Below are 13254 nucleotides of genomic sequence, written 5' to 3'. Positions count from 1 at the left end.
TCAGTTCCTCCCTCGGGAATATGCGGGATACTCTTTGATCCAGTCGATGTCACTGCGGTAGAGCTGGCGAAGGTCGGTCAGTCCCATGCGCAGCATTGCAACACGGGACACGCCAAGGCCCCATGCGAGGACGGGGGTGGTAATACCCCACGGTGCTGTCACTTCCTCGCGGAAGATTCCCGCACCGCCAAGTTCGACCCACCCGAGCCCGTCAACCCAGACTTCCGGTTCGACGGAGGGTTCGGTATAGGGGAAGTACCCCGGCCGGAAGCGGACATTCTCGAATCCCATCCGTGCATAAAACTCCTTCAAAAATCCCATCAGGTGGCGGAAGGAAACGCCTTCATCCATGACGATTCCCTCCAGCTGCTCGAATTCCGGCGTATGGGTGGGATCGATCGCCTCGCGCCGGTAGACCCTCCCGATACAGAATGCCTTGACCGGCGGTTCGGGATGCTGCACCAGATGCTGGATGGAAAGCCCGGTGGTATGGGTACGAAGCACGTTCTGGCGTGCCTTGTCCTGGTTCCAGATTCCCCCCCAGCCGGCAGATGATGTCGTGCCACCGTGTTCATGCACATCACGGATGCCTTCCCACCCATCAGGCAGGTCTGCCTCTTCTTTGAGGAAGAACGTGTCCTGCATCTCGCGTGCCGGGTGATCCTGCGGCTGGAAGAGGGCATCGAAGTTCCAGAACGAGCTTTGGATGATGCTCCCCTGCATCTCTTCAAAGCCCATCTCCAGGAGAATCTGGCGCATCTCGTCGATGAGGTGCTGATAGGGGTGAATCTTGCCGGGCCACACCTTCTTCGGGAGTTTGCCGACACTGTAGCGGCGCAGGTTCAGGTCCTTCCATGCACCGCTGATGATCTGCTCCCGGGTGAGGGTGCCGACCTCCTCCCTGAGATCAAGACCGGCCGCGACGAGTTCCTTGCCCCCCGGGGTGATGGCGATACGGTACGAAATCGTCTCCTGTTCCTCGACGAGGCCGCGTTTGATGAGTTCGGCGAGGCCGTTCCCGCCTGCGGCCGGATCCCGGAGTGCCCGCTCGTCATCGCCTTCGGCCGCTTCGCCGGTCTTTTTTACCATGCCTTTCTCGATGGCAATCCAGCCCTTCTTCTTCATCCATCCGACCGCGATGCGGGCGAGGGGATGGGCCTGGAGATCCTTCATCGGGATCTCGCCCTCGAAGGAGGCATAGACCTGGCGTTCGGGCAGTCCGAGCGTGCTGTACTGTCGTCCCTCATCGGTCAGTCCGTAGTCGACCTTCACCATCCGTTCGAGAGTGGCAATTCCCTTGTCGGCACAGAGATGGGCGAACTGCACCACTGCCTCTTCGGTGGTGTTCAGTTCGCCGGCGAGGACGGCGGGGTCTGCCTCAGATACGGTATTGAGGACGACCATCAGCCGTTTTTCATTGTACGTTAGTTCTTCCATCAGTCTCCATCCACCTTGTGTTCTACTTCGTCCATCTTCTCCCGGAAGTCCGCAAGGAACTCTCGCACCCGCTCCCACGTCGCCTTCTTGCAGGTCCCGCACATCAGTTCCCCTGCCCGACAGGCACGGTGGACCTCTGCGAGTTCCCCGTCATCCTCGCACATGTGGAAGAGATTGAGGAGATAAACCGAACATTTGTCCGGTTCGCCGCCGAGACGCTTCTGCTCCTCGAGGGTCATCCTGCCGCCGGTGAGCGCCGACATCACCTTCTTTTTAATATCCTTGTCGGGGTCGCAGAACCCGAACGAGCTCTCCGGGATACTGGAAGACATCTTGCCCCCCTGGAGCCCCGGCATGAAGTAGTGATAGGTCGCCGACGGGCTGTAGAATCCGTAGCCTCCGTGGTCGATCTCGATGAAACGAACCCGCGTGCTCACCTCATCATAGGGGGCACCGGGGATATCGACATGCCCCTCGTACTTCTTCGAACCGGCAAACGCCTTGTGGACCGCCGCGAGTGCGGCTTCGGGAGCGTTCTTCGACCGTACGCTCACATAGCCGTCACGCTGTTCGACGGTAAACATCCTGAGTTTGAACGCCACATCACGGGTCAGGCGGATATGGGGATCCTGGTCGAGACCGACCGGGACGATGGTGGGGGCAGGTCCTGCATCCGTCTGGGGATAGAGGATATCTGCAACCTGGGTGGCGACGCTCATGGCATGGGCAAGCGCCGTCTCCTGCCCGAACCCGTATATCGCCTGCAGGTCGGAGAAGTTCATTTTGATGGCCGCCTCAAAGGCGAGGTCCTTGACTCCCGCGTTTCTGCTCTGGTAGTAGGTCTGGCCCTCATATCCCAGTGCATAGAGGCATTTCAGGTATTCCCGTGCATATTCGTCGCATTTATCCCATGAAATGTTACGGACCGCATGAGCCTCGCGGTCGGCCACCGCAACATATCCGTTGCCTCCCTGCCGGACATGCCAGACGACCTCCTTCATCACCATCAGGTGGCCGAGGTGGGGATGGCCGGACGGCATAAATCCGGTGAGCACATGGAAGGGGGCACCGGTGTTCATCGCCTCGACGATGGGGCGGTAATCCCTCTGGCCGATGACAATACCCCGGCGTAAAAAGACCGGTGGGTCTGGAATGTGCTCGAGAACCGTCTCAATCGGTTCAATGCCGAATTCCGTAAAAAATTTCTCCGTATCTATGGACTGGTTTGCAGACCACGGGTTCATCTCCTGCTCCATGGACAGACTCTCTTACAATTTTATTCGGGCAAATTCTATGAATTCAATATTTTTTTGATCTACACATGCAAAAAGCATCTTCTTGCGCACGCTGTGGGCAAGACGGACAGACCGGGAAATCACGCTCATGGGGAGGGCGATGCCGGATGCAATGGCATGAACCAGCAGTTCCGAGTGCTTTTTCCCCCCGGAATAGACCCGGAAGTGGTGACCGAATTTATATGCGGTTCGTGGAATATAGCCGAGGTCACGCATGTGACTGTAGGTGGCGCCTTTCTCGGGGAGCTCAGGGTCTTCGGCGCAGGCGCGACGGAAAAACTCCTCTCCCGCAGCGGCATCGGGCTGGAATACGAGAAGGCCGCGTTCCTGCAGATAGAGTGCTTCCATTGGCGAGAGAAGAAGCCGCGTCTTATCCAACGGCGTCCCTATCCATGCATCATCAGGAAACGCCTCCCGCTGGAGGGTGAGGACCGCACTGCCGAACACCCCCGCCTCGATGGGTGGGCAGGAGATCGCCGGGCCCGCTGATTTGAGCCCATCCGTCTTCACCTCGTAGTAGGTGATCTCGTCTTCATCGTCGACGACTGCAATCACATACTGTTTACGCATGTTTCCCGTCGTTCCGACGTCGGCGGCAATCTCGGTGAAGTTTACCAGATCCCGTTCCGAGAGCACACGGATCATGTACTGGGAACGGCCCTTTCCCGGTTTTTCCCCCCGCCGGAAGACACGGAAGTCATGCGGGCCGGGCTGGATCACATATCCACGCTCACGCATATCGCGATACACGAGAAACCTGCGCATAAATCCATGTTCTACTGAAAAAACCGCCAGGAGCGAGGTAAAGTCTTCACCTTTCACCTCAATCTTGTTCCGGTGGACGAGATAGAGCGCTTCTTCAGGCGCAAGCGTCAGTTTATCCCGTGTGACCCGGCCAAAACCGCTCTGCTCATGGAGTGCTGTGCCATCTTTCCCCAGCACGACCGTTGTGCCCTCGCGCTTTCCAATCACTCTTCAAGCATTGGGTTCGATCCCTAATAATGATCACAGTGGCCCGGTGCCGGTCGTCCCCTCTGCAAGAGAGACGGCGTACCGGATATTGCCGAGATCATCCCGGCGGTCGTCAACGGGTGTCTCGCAGATGAAGGGGAGATGGTGGAGAGCGCGATGCCGCAGAACCGCCGCAAGGCCCTCCGGTCCGATCATGCCTTCGCCCAGGTGTTCGTGACGGTCGCGCCCGGACCCGAGGTCCGCCTTTGCATCGTTCAGGTGAACGAGATGGATTCTCTCACTTCCCACTGTGTCGTCACATTCCTCCATCACCGCATCCACCGAAGCGGAGGTTCTCAGGTCGTAGCCGGCGGCGAAGGCATGGCAGGTGTCAAAACATATGCCGAGCCGGTTATTTTCGCCGGTTTCGTCTAATATGCTCCCGATTTCATCGAATCGATTTCCGATGGTGTTCTTTGAGCCGGCGGTGTTTTCGAGAAGAATGGTGACCTCCGTTGCATGGGTGTTGAGTGCTGCACCGAGTGCCCGGACAACACGCTCCCGACCCTCTTCTGCCGGGGTCCCGAGCGTGCTGCCGAGGTGCGTAACGAGATACGGGATGCCGAGGTGGTGGCAACGCTCCAGTTCCGCGCAGAGCGTAGTGACGGATTTGTCGTAGACCTCATCCCTGGGAGAGGCGAGGTTGGGGAGATAGGGCATGTGGGCGACCACCGGATTCATTCCCGAAGCGGCGACCGCCTCCCTGAAGGCGGCGGAATCCTCCTCTGCGATGTCCTTGTATTGCCAGCCCCGCGGGTTGCGGGTAAAGATCTGGAAAGTGCTGCACTCCCTCTTCAGGGCACGCGGGATGGCAGCGGCAAGGGACCCCGCGATGGAGACGTGGCACCCGATACGAACCTTCATATACATCTCTTGTGGTTCTCCATGGATATAATCGGGGTTGTGTGGGCAGGGATGTGGTCATCCGAAAAAACAGAGCGGTGGATGAAGGGGATGTTCGCCTGCTTCAGGAATTCTTCCGCCGGATGAGGGCCCGCACAAGAGCATCGCCGAACGCCCTGGTGCCGGCGACGCCCCCCATATCCGCGGTCCGGATCCCGAGGGAGAGGACATCTTCGATGGCGGTCCCAATGAGAACGGCGTTCTCATGGTCTCCTGCATGGTCGAGGAGCATTGCCGCACTCCTGACTGCGGCGATGGGGTTTGCCCGGTCGGTCCCCGCGATGTCGGGGGCGCTCCCGTGCACCGGTTCGAAGAGAGCGTGGCGGTCGCCGATGTTCGCGCTGGGGAGGAGGCCGAGGCCCCCCACAAGGTACCCGGCGGCATCGGAGAGGATGTCCCCGAACATGTTTGTCGTTACGATCACGTCATATCGCGCCGGGTGCATCAGGACATCGAGGGTGAGGGCATCTATGAAGGCGGTATCCCAATGGACCCCTGCTGCGATCGCCTCTTCGATGCAGATCTCCCTGAAGAGGACATCGGACTTGAGGACGTTTGCCTTGTTGCCGATGGTCAGGTGCCCGCCGTGCCCCCTCACACGCCCGGCGGCATATCGTCCGATGCGCCGGCTTCCCTTCACGGTGATCACCCGGACGGTGCAGGACCGGTCTTCCTCGCGCCATTCAATCCCCGAGTAGAGCCCTTCCGTATTCTCCCGGACAACAAGGATATCAAATCCTTCGCCCTTCACCGGGCGGACGTTTGCGTAGAGGTCCAGTTCCTTGCGGATCTGCAGGAGGATGCTGTTGTATCCGGGGTCCGGCGGGGTGGTGATCGCCCCGAAAAGGATGGCGTCCGCGGATTTCAGGGCGGCAATGTCGTCGGCATCACAGGCACATCCGGTACGGGCCCATTTCCCATATCCCACCTCGACGGGGAAGAAGTCAATGTCGGGACGTACGGTTGCAAGCACCCGGTGGGCGACCGGGATCACCTCGCGGCCGATGCCGTCCCCCTCGACGACGGCGACCTTCATTGGCACCCCCTCCACCGTTCGATCATCCCAAAGACGGCGTCGGCAATCGTCTTCGGGGTGGCCCCCCAGTGGACGACGGCGCCAAAGTAGCCGTTGTGTTCCCCGATGCCGCTTCGTTCGGAGCGGCAGCACCGGGCAATGAAGGGTTCGGCGTCGACGGCGTCGGCAGGGCAGATATTCACGAACTCGAATGCGGCATCCCTGTAGCATTCCCCCAGAACCTGGCGGGCGGTGAGGCATCCGGCGACCCGTTCGGTCCCGGATAGGGGGTCGTTGTCCACGGTGCAGGAAAATCCCGCCGCCCGGCAGGGATAGGCATCGGCTCCGACTGCCGCGATATCTGCAATATGCCATTCGAAGCGTATACCGAGTTCCCCGAAGAGGCCTGCCGCCTCGAGCTCTCTGAGAGTGTCGGCGAGGTGGGGGCGTGGTGGTGAGACGTCGTAGATATGCACGGTCGTCAACTCCTCCGGGACAGGGTCGAGGATGAAGGTGGTGTGCTCGTCGTGACCGGTGAAGATCGTACCACGGTGTCCCGATGCCGACGCCAGACGGATGAGGCGGGTGCGGTCATGGAGATTCACCCTGCCGGGATACATCTCCACATCCCCGGGTCCCGCAAGGACCGTTGCATTAACGACATCCCTCATCATCCCGCCGGTATCAGAGAGGGTCACAGCGATTATCTCAAACCCGTCCTCCACCGGGTGGATGAGATACCGGGAGAGAAAATAGACTTTCTCGCCGACGGGGAATCCTTCCGCCCATCCGACCTGTTTGCACTCCTCCGGAAAGATCATGCCTTTTCTCTCCAGTAGTTCACGAGGCCGCCCGCGTCAAGGATCTCCTGCATCCGCCCGGAGAGTGGGCGTGCAGGGTAGCGGATGCCTCCCGTCTCCACCCACCCTTCGTCAAGGGAGAAGGAGACACACTCGCCACCTGTGCAGGGGAGACCGTCGCATTCGATGGCCGGAAGGCCGACGTTGATGGCGTTCCTGAAGAAGATGCGGGCAAAGGACGGGGCAATGACCGCCACCACTCCCGCCTCCCTGAGGGCAACCGGTGCCTGTTCTCGCGATGACCCGCATCCCATGTTCTTCCCTGCGACGATGACCGCCCCCCGCAGGCGCGGCGCAAGGGCGGGGTCGTAGTCCTCGAGGACATGCTCTGCCCAGATCGAGCGATCCTTCGTGCGGAGATACCGTCCGGCGATGATGAGGTCGGTGTCGACGTCAGGGCCGAGGCAGACCGCGTGTCCCGTTCCTTCCATCAGAGCACCTCCGGGGAACGGATCTCACCCGCGAGCGCACTGGCAGCCGCTGTTGCGACCGAACCGAGGTAATACTCTGCCCCGACGCCCATCCGGTTCCTGAAGTTCCTGTTGGCCGTCGAGAGAGCCACCTCGCCCTCCCCGAGGACGCCCATATGCATCCCCAGGCAGGGGCCGCAGCCCGGTGACCCGATGATGCACCCGGCCTCGATGAGGTCCGTGAGAAGGCCCGCCCGCCCGGCACGGAGCAGGACGTCCCGGGAAGCCGGCACCACGATGGTCCGGGTCTTTACCTTCTTACCCCGTACAAGGGATGCAAACCGTTCGATGTCCGAATACCTCCCGTTCGTGCAGGTCCCAACAAAGACCTGGTCGAGGGGGGTCCCCTCGTAGGCTGTCACTTCTGCGACGGTATCGACCCGGTGCGGGACGGAGAGTACCGGGGCGACGTCCGCAAGATCGATGGTGATCTCTTCGGCATAGTCCGGGTCGTCCGGCACCTGCTCCGAAACATCGTGCCCGTAGCCGGCGAGGTACTGCCGGGTGATGGCATCGGCGTAGAAGAGGCCGGTCTTCGCCCCCGCTTCGATGGCCATGTTGGAGAGCGTCAGCCGCCCGTCCATGGGTATGCCTGCCGCTCCTTCGCCGGTGAACTCGAGGGCCCGGTAGGTCGCACCGTCCATCCCGAGCCGGCCCACATAGGTGAGGGCGATGTCCTTTGCCTCGGCACAGCCCGCAAGGGTTCCTTCCAGATGTATCCCGGTCGTCTCCGGCACCCGGAACCATGTGCTGCCTCCGGCCCAGATGGCAGCCATGTCGGTCGCCCCCACGCCGGTGGCAAAGGCCCCGAATGCGCCTGCCGTACAGGAGTGCGAGTCGGCACCGACCACGATCTCGCCCGGAAGCACCTGTCCCTCGCTCATCAGCTGGTGGCAGATCCCTTCCCCGACATCACTGAAATGCAGGCCGCACTCAATGGCAAATTCCCGCAGTTCCGCCTGGAGGGTCGCGGTCTGGCTGTTGTTTGCCGGGGCGAGATGATCGAAGAGAATGGATATCCGCTCCGGGTATGCCGGAACCTTTTTTCCCATTTCACGGAATGCTTCCAGGGCGAGGACGCCGGTCCCGTCGTGGGCAAACGCCCGGTCGACGTTCCGATCCACATAGGCACCTGCGGGGGCATCGAGAATGCGCTCAGCAAGTGTCGTCATCGGTGCCCTCCTGCGCTTTTTCGATGACCCTGAGGAGGACATCCTGGGTGACCGCACACTTTCCTTCCGATATCTCCTTGACGCGGTTGAGGACCCAGCCGATCTGTTCGGGGGTGAGTTCGGTACCGGTTTTCTGCAGGATGTGCTCGAGCCCTTTTCTTCCGGTGTGTTTCCCGAGAATGAACTGGCGGTGGCGTCCGACATGCTCGGGGAGGATGTATTCGTATGTCTCCGGGTCTTCGAGTATGGCGGCGATATGGATGCCGCTTTCATGCGAGAACACGTTCCTGCCGACGACCGGTTTTGTCGCCATCATCCTGATGCCCGAATGGTCCTGGACCAACTCGGAGAGGAAGGGGATGCCGGTGAGATCGTAGCGATCGATGCCCCCCTTCATCCTGAGGGCGACCAGTATCTCCTCGAGCGGGGCGTTTCCGGCCCGTTCGCCAATCCCGTTGACGGTTGTATGCAGCTGGAATGCCCCGCACGCCGCCGCGGTGATGGTATTTGCAGCGGCACACCCCATGTCATTGTGGCAGTGCACTGCGACCTTGTTCGGGACGACGGAACAGATGTCACGCATGGCCGCTTCCATTTCGAGAGGGGTGAGATATCCCACCGTATCGGCAAACCCGGAGTATTCCGCTCCGTGCTCCGCACCCCGGAGATACAGATCCTTCAGGACATCGATATCCGTTCGTGAAGCGTCCTCAGCGGCAAACCTGACGGCGATGCCGTGGTCATGGGCATAATCGATCATGCCGAGGGCCTGGTCCGTCATCTCCTCTCGCGAGCACCGGTATTTGACCCGGATGTGACGGTCCGATGTGGCAAAGAAGATACTGACGAGATCGACGCCGCAGTCGATGGCCGCATCCACATCCTGCTTCAGTGCCCGGGAGAGGCAGCAGACACGGGCGTCGAGTCCCATGTTGCAGACCGCACGGACGCATGCCTTTTCGTTCTCCGATACGACAGGAAAGCCTGCCTCGATGACCTCGACGCCGATGGCATCTATCTGCGCAGCGATCTCCATCTTCTCTTCGCAGGTGAAGGAGACGCCGGGAGTCTGCTCCCCGTCTCGCAGTGTTACATCACAGATCTCAACATTCCACGGTTTCATGATGTGCTCCTGGGGGACACTCCCCCACAATACAGATGATACGCAGCCCCTTCCGGGAAGCCTTCTCAGAAAGTAGCTGTTCTTCGATACGGGCGATATCGTCCGCCGCGCAGACGATCGGGTCTGCCCATGAAAGATATGGCAGGATATCGGGTGTTCTTTGGCCGCCGGTCATCCCCATCGTCCCGTTGGCAAGAACCACCAGCAGGAGGTCCCTCTCCTTTTCGGCAATATCGATGAGGGCGTTGATGCCCGAATGGAGGAGGGCATAATCGCCGGTAAGGGCAGTGCCGGTGCTCGTTGCCGCCACAGCGGGGGATGAGCCGAGTGAATAGCTTGCGGCGCAGAGGGAATAGGGGGGATTTTTGGCAAGGACGGCGCATCCGATGTCGCAGACGGGGAGGATCTCCCTCTCGCGCATCAGCCCCAGCACCGGCAGAAACGGACAGTCATGACAGAAGGTGCGGGCATAGCCGCGTGTGTGGACGGTCTGTGGCGGATCTCCGCTGATATCGATGGTGGTGCATCCGCTCTCACTGCCGACCTTTGGAGGGTAGGTGATATAGCGGGGGGCAGAGGATGACGCCCAGATGCACATCTCCATCCGCCGGTATTCTGCCGCTTCTGAGCGACCCCGCATGGTGAGCCCCCGGTCGTCGGGACGTGGTTTTTTGATGCCCTTTCGTTCGAGCGGAACCCCGCCCGCGGGCCGGGTGAGCATCCCTGAGGCGATGCGGAGGATCGCAGGCCGGGAAAACATCTCAGAGGCACGAAATGCCGTCTCAACCGCCTCACCAAACTCATCCGGGCGGGGGGAGAAGACCGGGACTCCCGCCACCTTGCCGTAGCAGCGGGAGTCCTGGGCATGCTGGGATCCACTCACCTCCTCATCGTCACCGGCGAGGATGACCACCCCTGCACGGGTTCCCTCCACCGCTGCAGCAACGAGCGTATCGGCACAGGCATTCAGCCCCACGTTTTTCATGATGACGGCAGCCCGCCTGCCGGAGAGCGAGTCCCCGAGTGCGTATTCGAGGGCGACCTTCTCGTTTACCGTAATCTCGGCCCGACAGGCATCCGCAATCCCGGTAACCGGGTAGCCCGGCACCGCATACCACCGGTCCGCTGCGGCATTGAGCGCCCGTGAGAGTGTCGCTTCGCCGTTCACAGATCCACCCCCGGTACCAGGTCGCACCCGGTACATGCCGAACACATCGTCCGTGCCTGTGAAGGGTCGAGACCCGCCTGTGCGAGCGCCTCTTCCTGGATATCAGCTATATGCAGGATGCGGTCCGCACCGGGGCGGGGGAGGTGGGCCACCCCGGCCGCCGGCGTCAGGGGGCGGATCACCGGGATGACTCCCATCTCCGTCAGGCGGCGGATGCATGCCGCCATCTCGTCGTCGGTCTCTCCGAGACCCAGGATCACATTGGAGAAGACCCGGTTCCTTCCAAAGAGAGCGACGGACTCTCTCAGGACCTCCCAGATCAGTTCATACTCCAGTCCGGGGCACATCTCAGCGAAGAGATCGGCTGTTGCAGTCTCCACATTGAATTTCACCTCGGCCACCCCCAGGTCATGGAGGCGTCGCGGTGTCTCCCGCGTCGGGTAAATGGAGACTCCGACCGGGATGCCAAACTGCATCACCCGTTCGACAACCACAAGCGCACGTGCCTCGTCCGCTGCGACGGAGCCGAGCACCCCGCTCGTAATCGATATGGCATCAATCCGGTCGAGGACGGTTCTGACGAGCGTCTCGACGTCGTCGGCGGTCTTGTAGCGACCGGGCCCCGACGGGACAGCACAATACCTGCACCCGAAGATGCACCCCTCCGAGAGGGTGATATAGGCCTGCCGGGGACAGTGAAGGGCGACCTTCTCCAGCCATCCCTTCACCTGCATGTCCGGCCCGGTGATCACCGCCGTTCCGTCATCGGCGACCTTCAGGGATAACGGACTGTCGGGATTGACTGCCACCCGGACCCGTCCGGCATCGGTGGCAAAAAAATAGCTTCCAGGTCCCCGGGCACCGGGACCTGCAGTCGACCGGTCTCTCCACCGGTCCGGCACGCCTTCCGGGCGTGCGCCGCCATGTGCAAGTATTTCGGCCTTTAGCCGTCTCCAGTGCATAGTTCAAGTGCCTCCTTATAGCGGGTGGCAAACGGAATGGCCGCCGCCGCGCCGATGATCCCTCTCCCCTCCATCCGGATATCGAGAAGCGGACGGATGGCGTCGAGGTCGCTGCGTGATACCTCTCCCCTCTTGACTGCCCATCCGAAGGGGCGAAGCGGGGCCGGATCAAATCCCCGGAATGCAGCCATTCCGGTATCCTCCGAGAGGGTGTACTTCTCAAGAAGAGCGGCAAACCGGGTGATGAGGCCCTCCGCATCGGTGGTGGCAAATTCGCATGCGAGTCCGACACAGTTTTTCGTCCTGTACGGGACCGGGAAGAGCTGAACAATCGTGTGCGAGAGGTAGCGTGTCGCCTTATCCTCCACCGCCCGGGAAATGTTATGAGCGAGGGTCCATGTGGCTCCCTCCTCGGGGGTGTCCGTATCGTCGATGCCGATTACCACCCGCTCCCTTCTGGGCAGCCAGATCCGCGAACCAGCCTCACGTCCTCCGCCCGATGGATCGGTATCCGCCCGCAGGACACCGTGAGCCGTTGCCCGGCAGACACTTGCACCCACGCCGCCGCCTCCCATGCCGCGGTAGGAGATCCCGATGGTATCCTCGGTGACCTCGACCGCGCTGATTCCCGCAGGAAAGTGTGATCCCACCAGTTCGAGGTCGACACACCCTGTATCGAGGAGAAAACGCTGCGTATTCCCAAGAACCCTGATGTCGCGGACGAGGGGGCTTTTCCGGTAGTGATGGCCCGCCCAGAGGGCGCCGCCTACACAGTCGAATGTCTCGATAAGTTCAACCGCGGTGCCTTCGCTGTCCGCAACCGCCGTGATGTCGGGGTAGGATATCGCATATGGTTCAGAGATGTTCTCCATAGAGGCCTGCCGCTTCGATTCCTTCATTTGCCCAGAGTACTGCTCCGAGTGCTCCGATACGCCCCTTACCGCCGCATGTGTCGATATATGTAATCCCGAGGCGTGCCGCCTCCTCCTCGCAGACATCCTTGGTGAGGACCTCCGTCTTCACGCGTTTCTTTATTGAGGACTCGAACGGCAGCTCGATTCCCCGGTAAACAGCGATCCCGGTGTCGCTGCTGACCGAATTTTCCTGGATGAAATCACGCACAAAGGCGCAGAGGTCATCGACGGCCTCCGGGCGGACCGCAAAGTTGAGGGCAGAGCCGACACAGTTCGTCGTTTTGTTCGGAACCTTCGGGTTGAGCTGGATCAGGCGCATATTCAGGTATTCGACGCCCGGGATGGTGCATGCCTCCGCACATTTGCTTGCAAGCACCCATGTGGCCCCCTCCTCCTTCGTGTCGGTGTCGTCGATGCCGATGGTGACCTTTTCATAGCGGGGGAGGATGATGTTGGCACGGTTGGCACGGGCTCCGCCGACTTTCAGGTCCTCTTCGCTTGCATATTCGGTGCGAAGGACACCCGGCGCCTGGGGAAGGCATGCGGCAACTCCCACGCCGGCGCCGGCGATACCTGCCCAGCGCGTGATGACCTCGTCACCGTCAACCTCGACCCCTTCGAGGGCCTGTCCGCCGATCTCTGCATCCGCCGCACCAAAGTGGGCCGCATGGGTACCCAGTTTTGCGGTGATCGTCATTGTCGAGCCTTCCACGGTGATCTTCCTGACCGCTCCGCCGGCACGATTCCTGTTCATCACATCCCATTCTATGGAACCCCGGTGACGGCACTCTTCGATGATCTCAGCAAGTTGTGCACGTTCATCGACCATTACCAGGAGCCGCCGTGAAAAAAGGGGCCCGAATCTCTCTTTGACTTCTTCCGGGGTCAGTACAACCATATTTTCGTCACCGAAATTTTCGTTAA

Annotated in this window: 13 protein-coding genes; all 13 read right to left on the bottom strand. The window is 60.9% G+C overall.

Going from position 1 to position 13254, the window contains the following annotated elements; all coding sequences use genetic code 11:
- Positions 1-1437 carry a phenylalanine--tRNA ligase subunit alpha gene (gene pheS, locus AZH53_RS06890; protein WP_319642776.1) on the bottom strand — a complete coding sequence of 479 codons (1437 nt, stop codon included), beginning with the start codon at positions 1435-1437 and terminating at the stop codon, positions 1-3.
- Positions 1437-2693 (bottom strand): tryptophan--tRNA ligase, encoded by a 1257-nt coding sequence (locus tag AZH53_RS06885; RefSeq protein ID WP_319642775.1) that lies wholly within the window; start codon positions 2691-2693, stop codon positions 1437-1439. Before AZH53_RS06885 ends, pheS begins: the two co-directional genes overlap by 1 nt.
- Positions 2694-2705: 12 nt before the next feature.
- The gene (gene endA, locus AZH53_RS06880; protein WP_319642774.1) at positions 2706-3704 is read right to left on the bottom strand and encodes a tRNA-intron lyase; all 999 of its coding nucleotides are present in this window, start codon (positions 3702-3704) and stop codon (positions 2706-2708) included.
- Between the two features lie 33 nt (positions 3705-3737).
- Entirely contained in the window at positions 3738-4613 is an 876-nt protein-coding gene (locus tag AZH53_RS06875) for a deoxyribonuclease IV (RefSeq protein ID WP_319642773.1), read from the bottom strand.
- A gap of 97 nt (positions 4614-4710) precedes the next feature.
- A complete protein-coding gene (locus tag AZH53_RS06870; protein ID WP_319642772.1) occupies positions 4711-5682 on the bottom strand; it encodes an isocitrate/isopropylmalate dehydrogenase family protein in 972 nt (323 codons plus the stop codon).
- Positions 5679-6482, bottom strand: coding sequence for a DUF7714 family protein (locus AZH53_RS06865; protein WP_319642771.1), 804 nt, complete (start codon positions 6480-6482; stop codon positions 5679-5681). The genes AZH53_RS06870 and AZH53_RS06865 overlap by 4 nt, the downstream gene beginning before the upstream one ends.
- Positions 6479-6952 (bottom strand): LeuD/DmdB family oxidoreductase small subunit, encoded by a 474-nt coding sequence (locus AZH53_RS06860; RefSeq protein ID WP_319642770.1) that lies wholly within the window; start codon positions 6950-6952, stop codon positions 6479-6481. Before AZH53_RS06860 ends, AZH53_RS06865 begins: the two co-directional genes overlap by 4 nt.
- Positions 6952-8163: an aconitase/3-isopropylmalate dehydratase large subunit family protein gene (locus AZH53_RS06855; RefSeq protein ID WP_319642769.1), complete on the bottom strand. Its 1212-nt coding sequence runs from the start codon at positions 8161-8163 to the stop codon at positions 6952-6954. The genes AZH53_RS06860 and AZH53_RS06855 overlap by 1 nt, the downstream gene beginning before the upstream one ends.
- Positions 8147-9286, bottom strand: coding sequence for a homocitrate synthase family protein (locus AZH53_RS06850; RefSeq protein WP_319642768.1), 1140 nt, complete (start codon positions 9284-9286; stop codon positions 8147-8149). The genes AZH53_RS06855 and AZH53_RS06850 overlap by 17 nt, the downstream gene beginning before the upstream one ends.
- On the bottom strand, positions 9267-10454 hold the full coding sequence (locus AZH53_RS06845; protein WP_319642767.1) for a thiamine pyrophosphate-dependent enzyme: 1188 nt from the start codon (positions 10452-10454) through the stop codon (positions 9267-9269). Before AZH53_RS06845 ends, AZH53_RS06850 begins: the two co-directional genes overlap by 20 nt.
- Positions 10451-11416: a radical SAM protein gene (locus AZH53_RS06840; protein WP_319642766.1), complete on the bottom strand. Its 966-nt coding sequence runs from the start codon at positions 11414-11416 to the stop codon at positions 10451-10453. Before AZH53_RS06840 ends, AZH53_RS06845 begins: the two co-directional genes overlap by 4 nt.
- Positions 11398-12288, bottom strand: coding sequence for a methanogenesis marker protein 11 (gene mmp11 / locus AZH53_RS06835; RefSeq protein WP_319643660.1), 891 nt, complete (start codon positions 12286-12288; stop codon positions 11398-11400). The genes AZH53_RS06840 and mmp11 overlap by 19 nt, the downstream gene beginning before the upstream one ends.
- A complete protein-coding gene (locus AZH53_RS06830; RefSeq protein ID WP_319642765.1) occupies positions 12272-13228 on the bottom strand; it encodes a tRNA(Ile2) 2-agmatinylcytidine synthetase in 957 nt (318 codons plus the stop codon). Before AZH53_RS06830 ends, mmp11 begins: the two co-directional genes overlap by 17 nt.
- Between the last annotated feature and the right edge of the window lie 26 nt (positions 13229-13254).

It is taken from the genome of Methanovulcanius yangii (assembly GCF_018687785.1).
Taxonomy (GTDB): Archaea; Halobacteriota; Methanomicrobia; order Methanomicrobiales; family Methanomicrobiaceae; genus Methanovulcanius; species Methanovulcanius yangii.
This window is presented reverse-complemented; position numbering and strand designations above follow the sequence as displayed.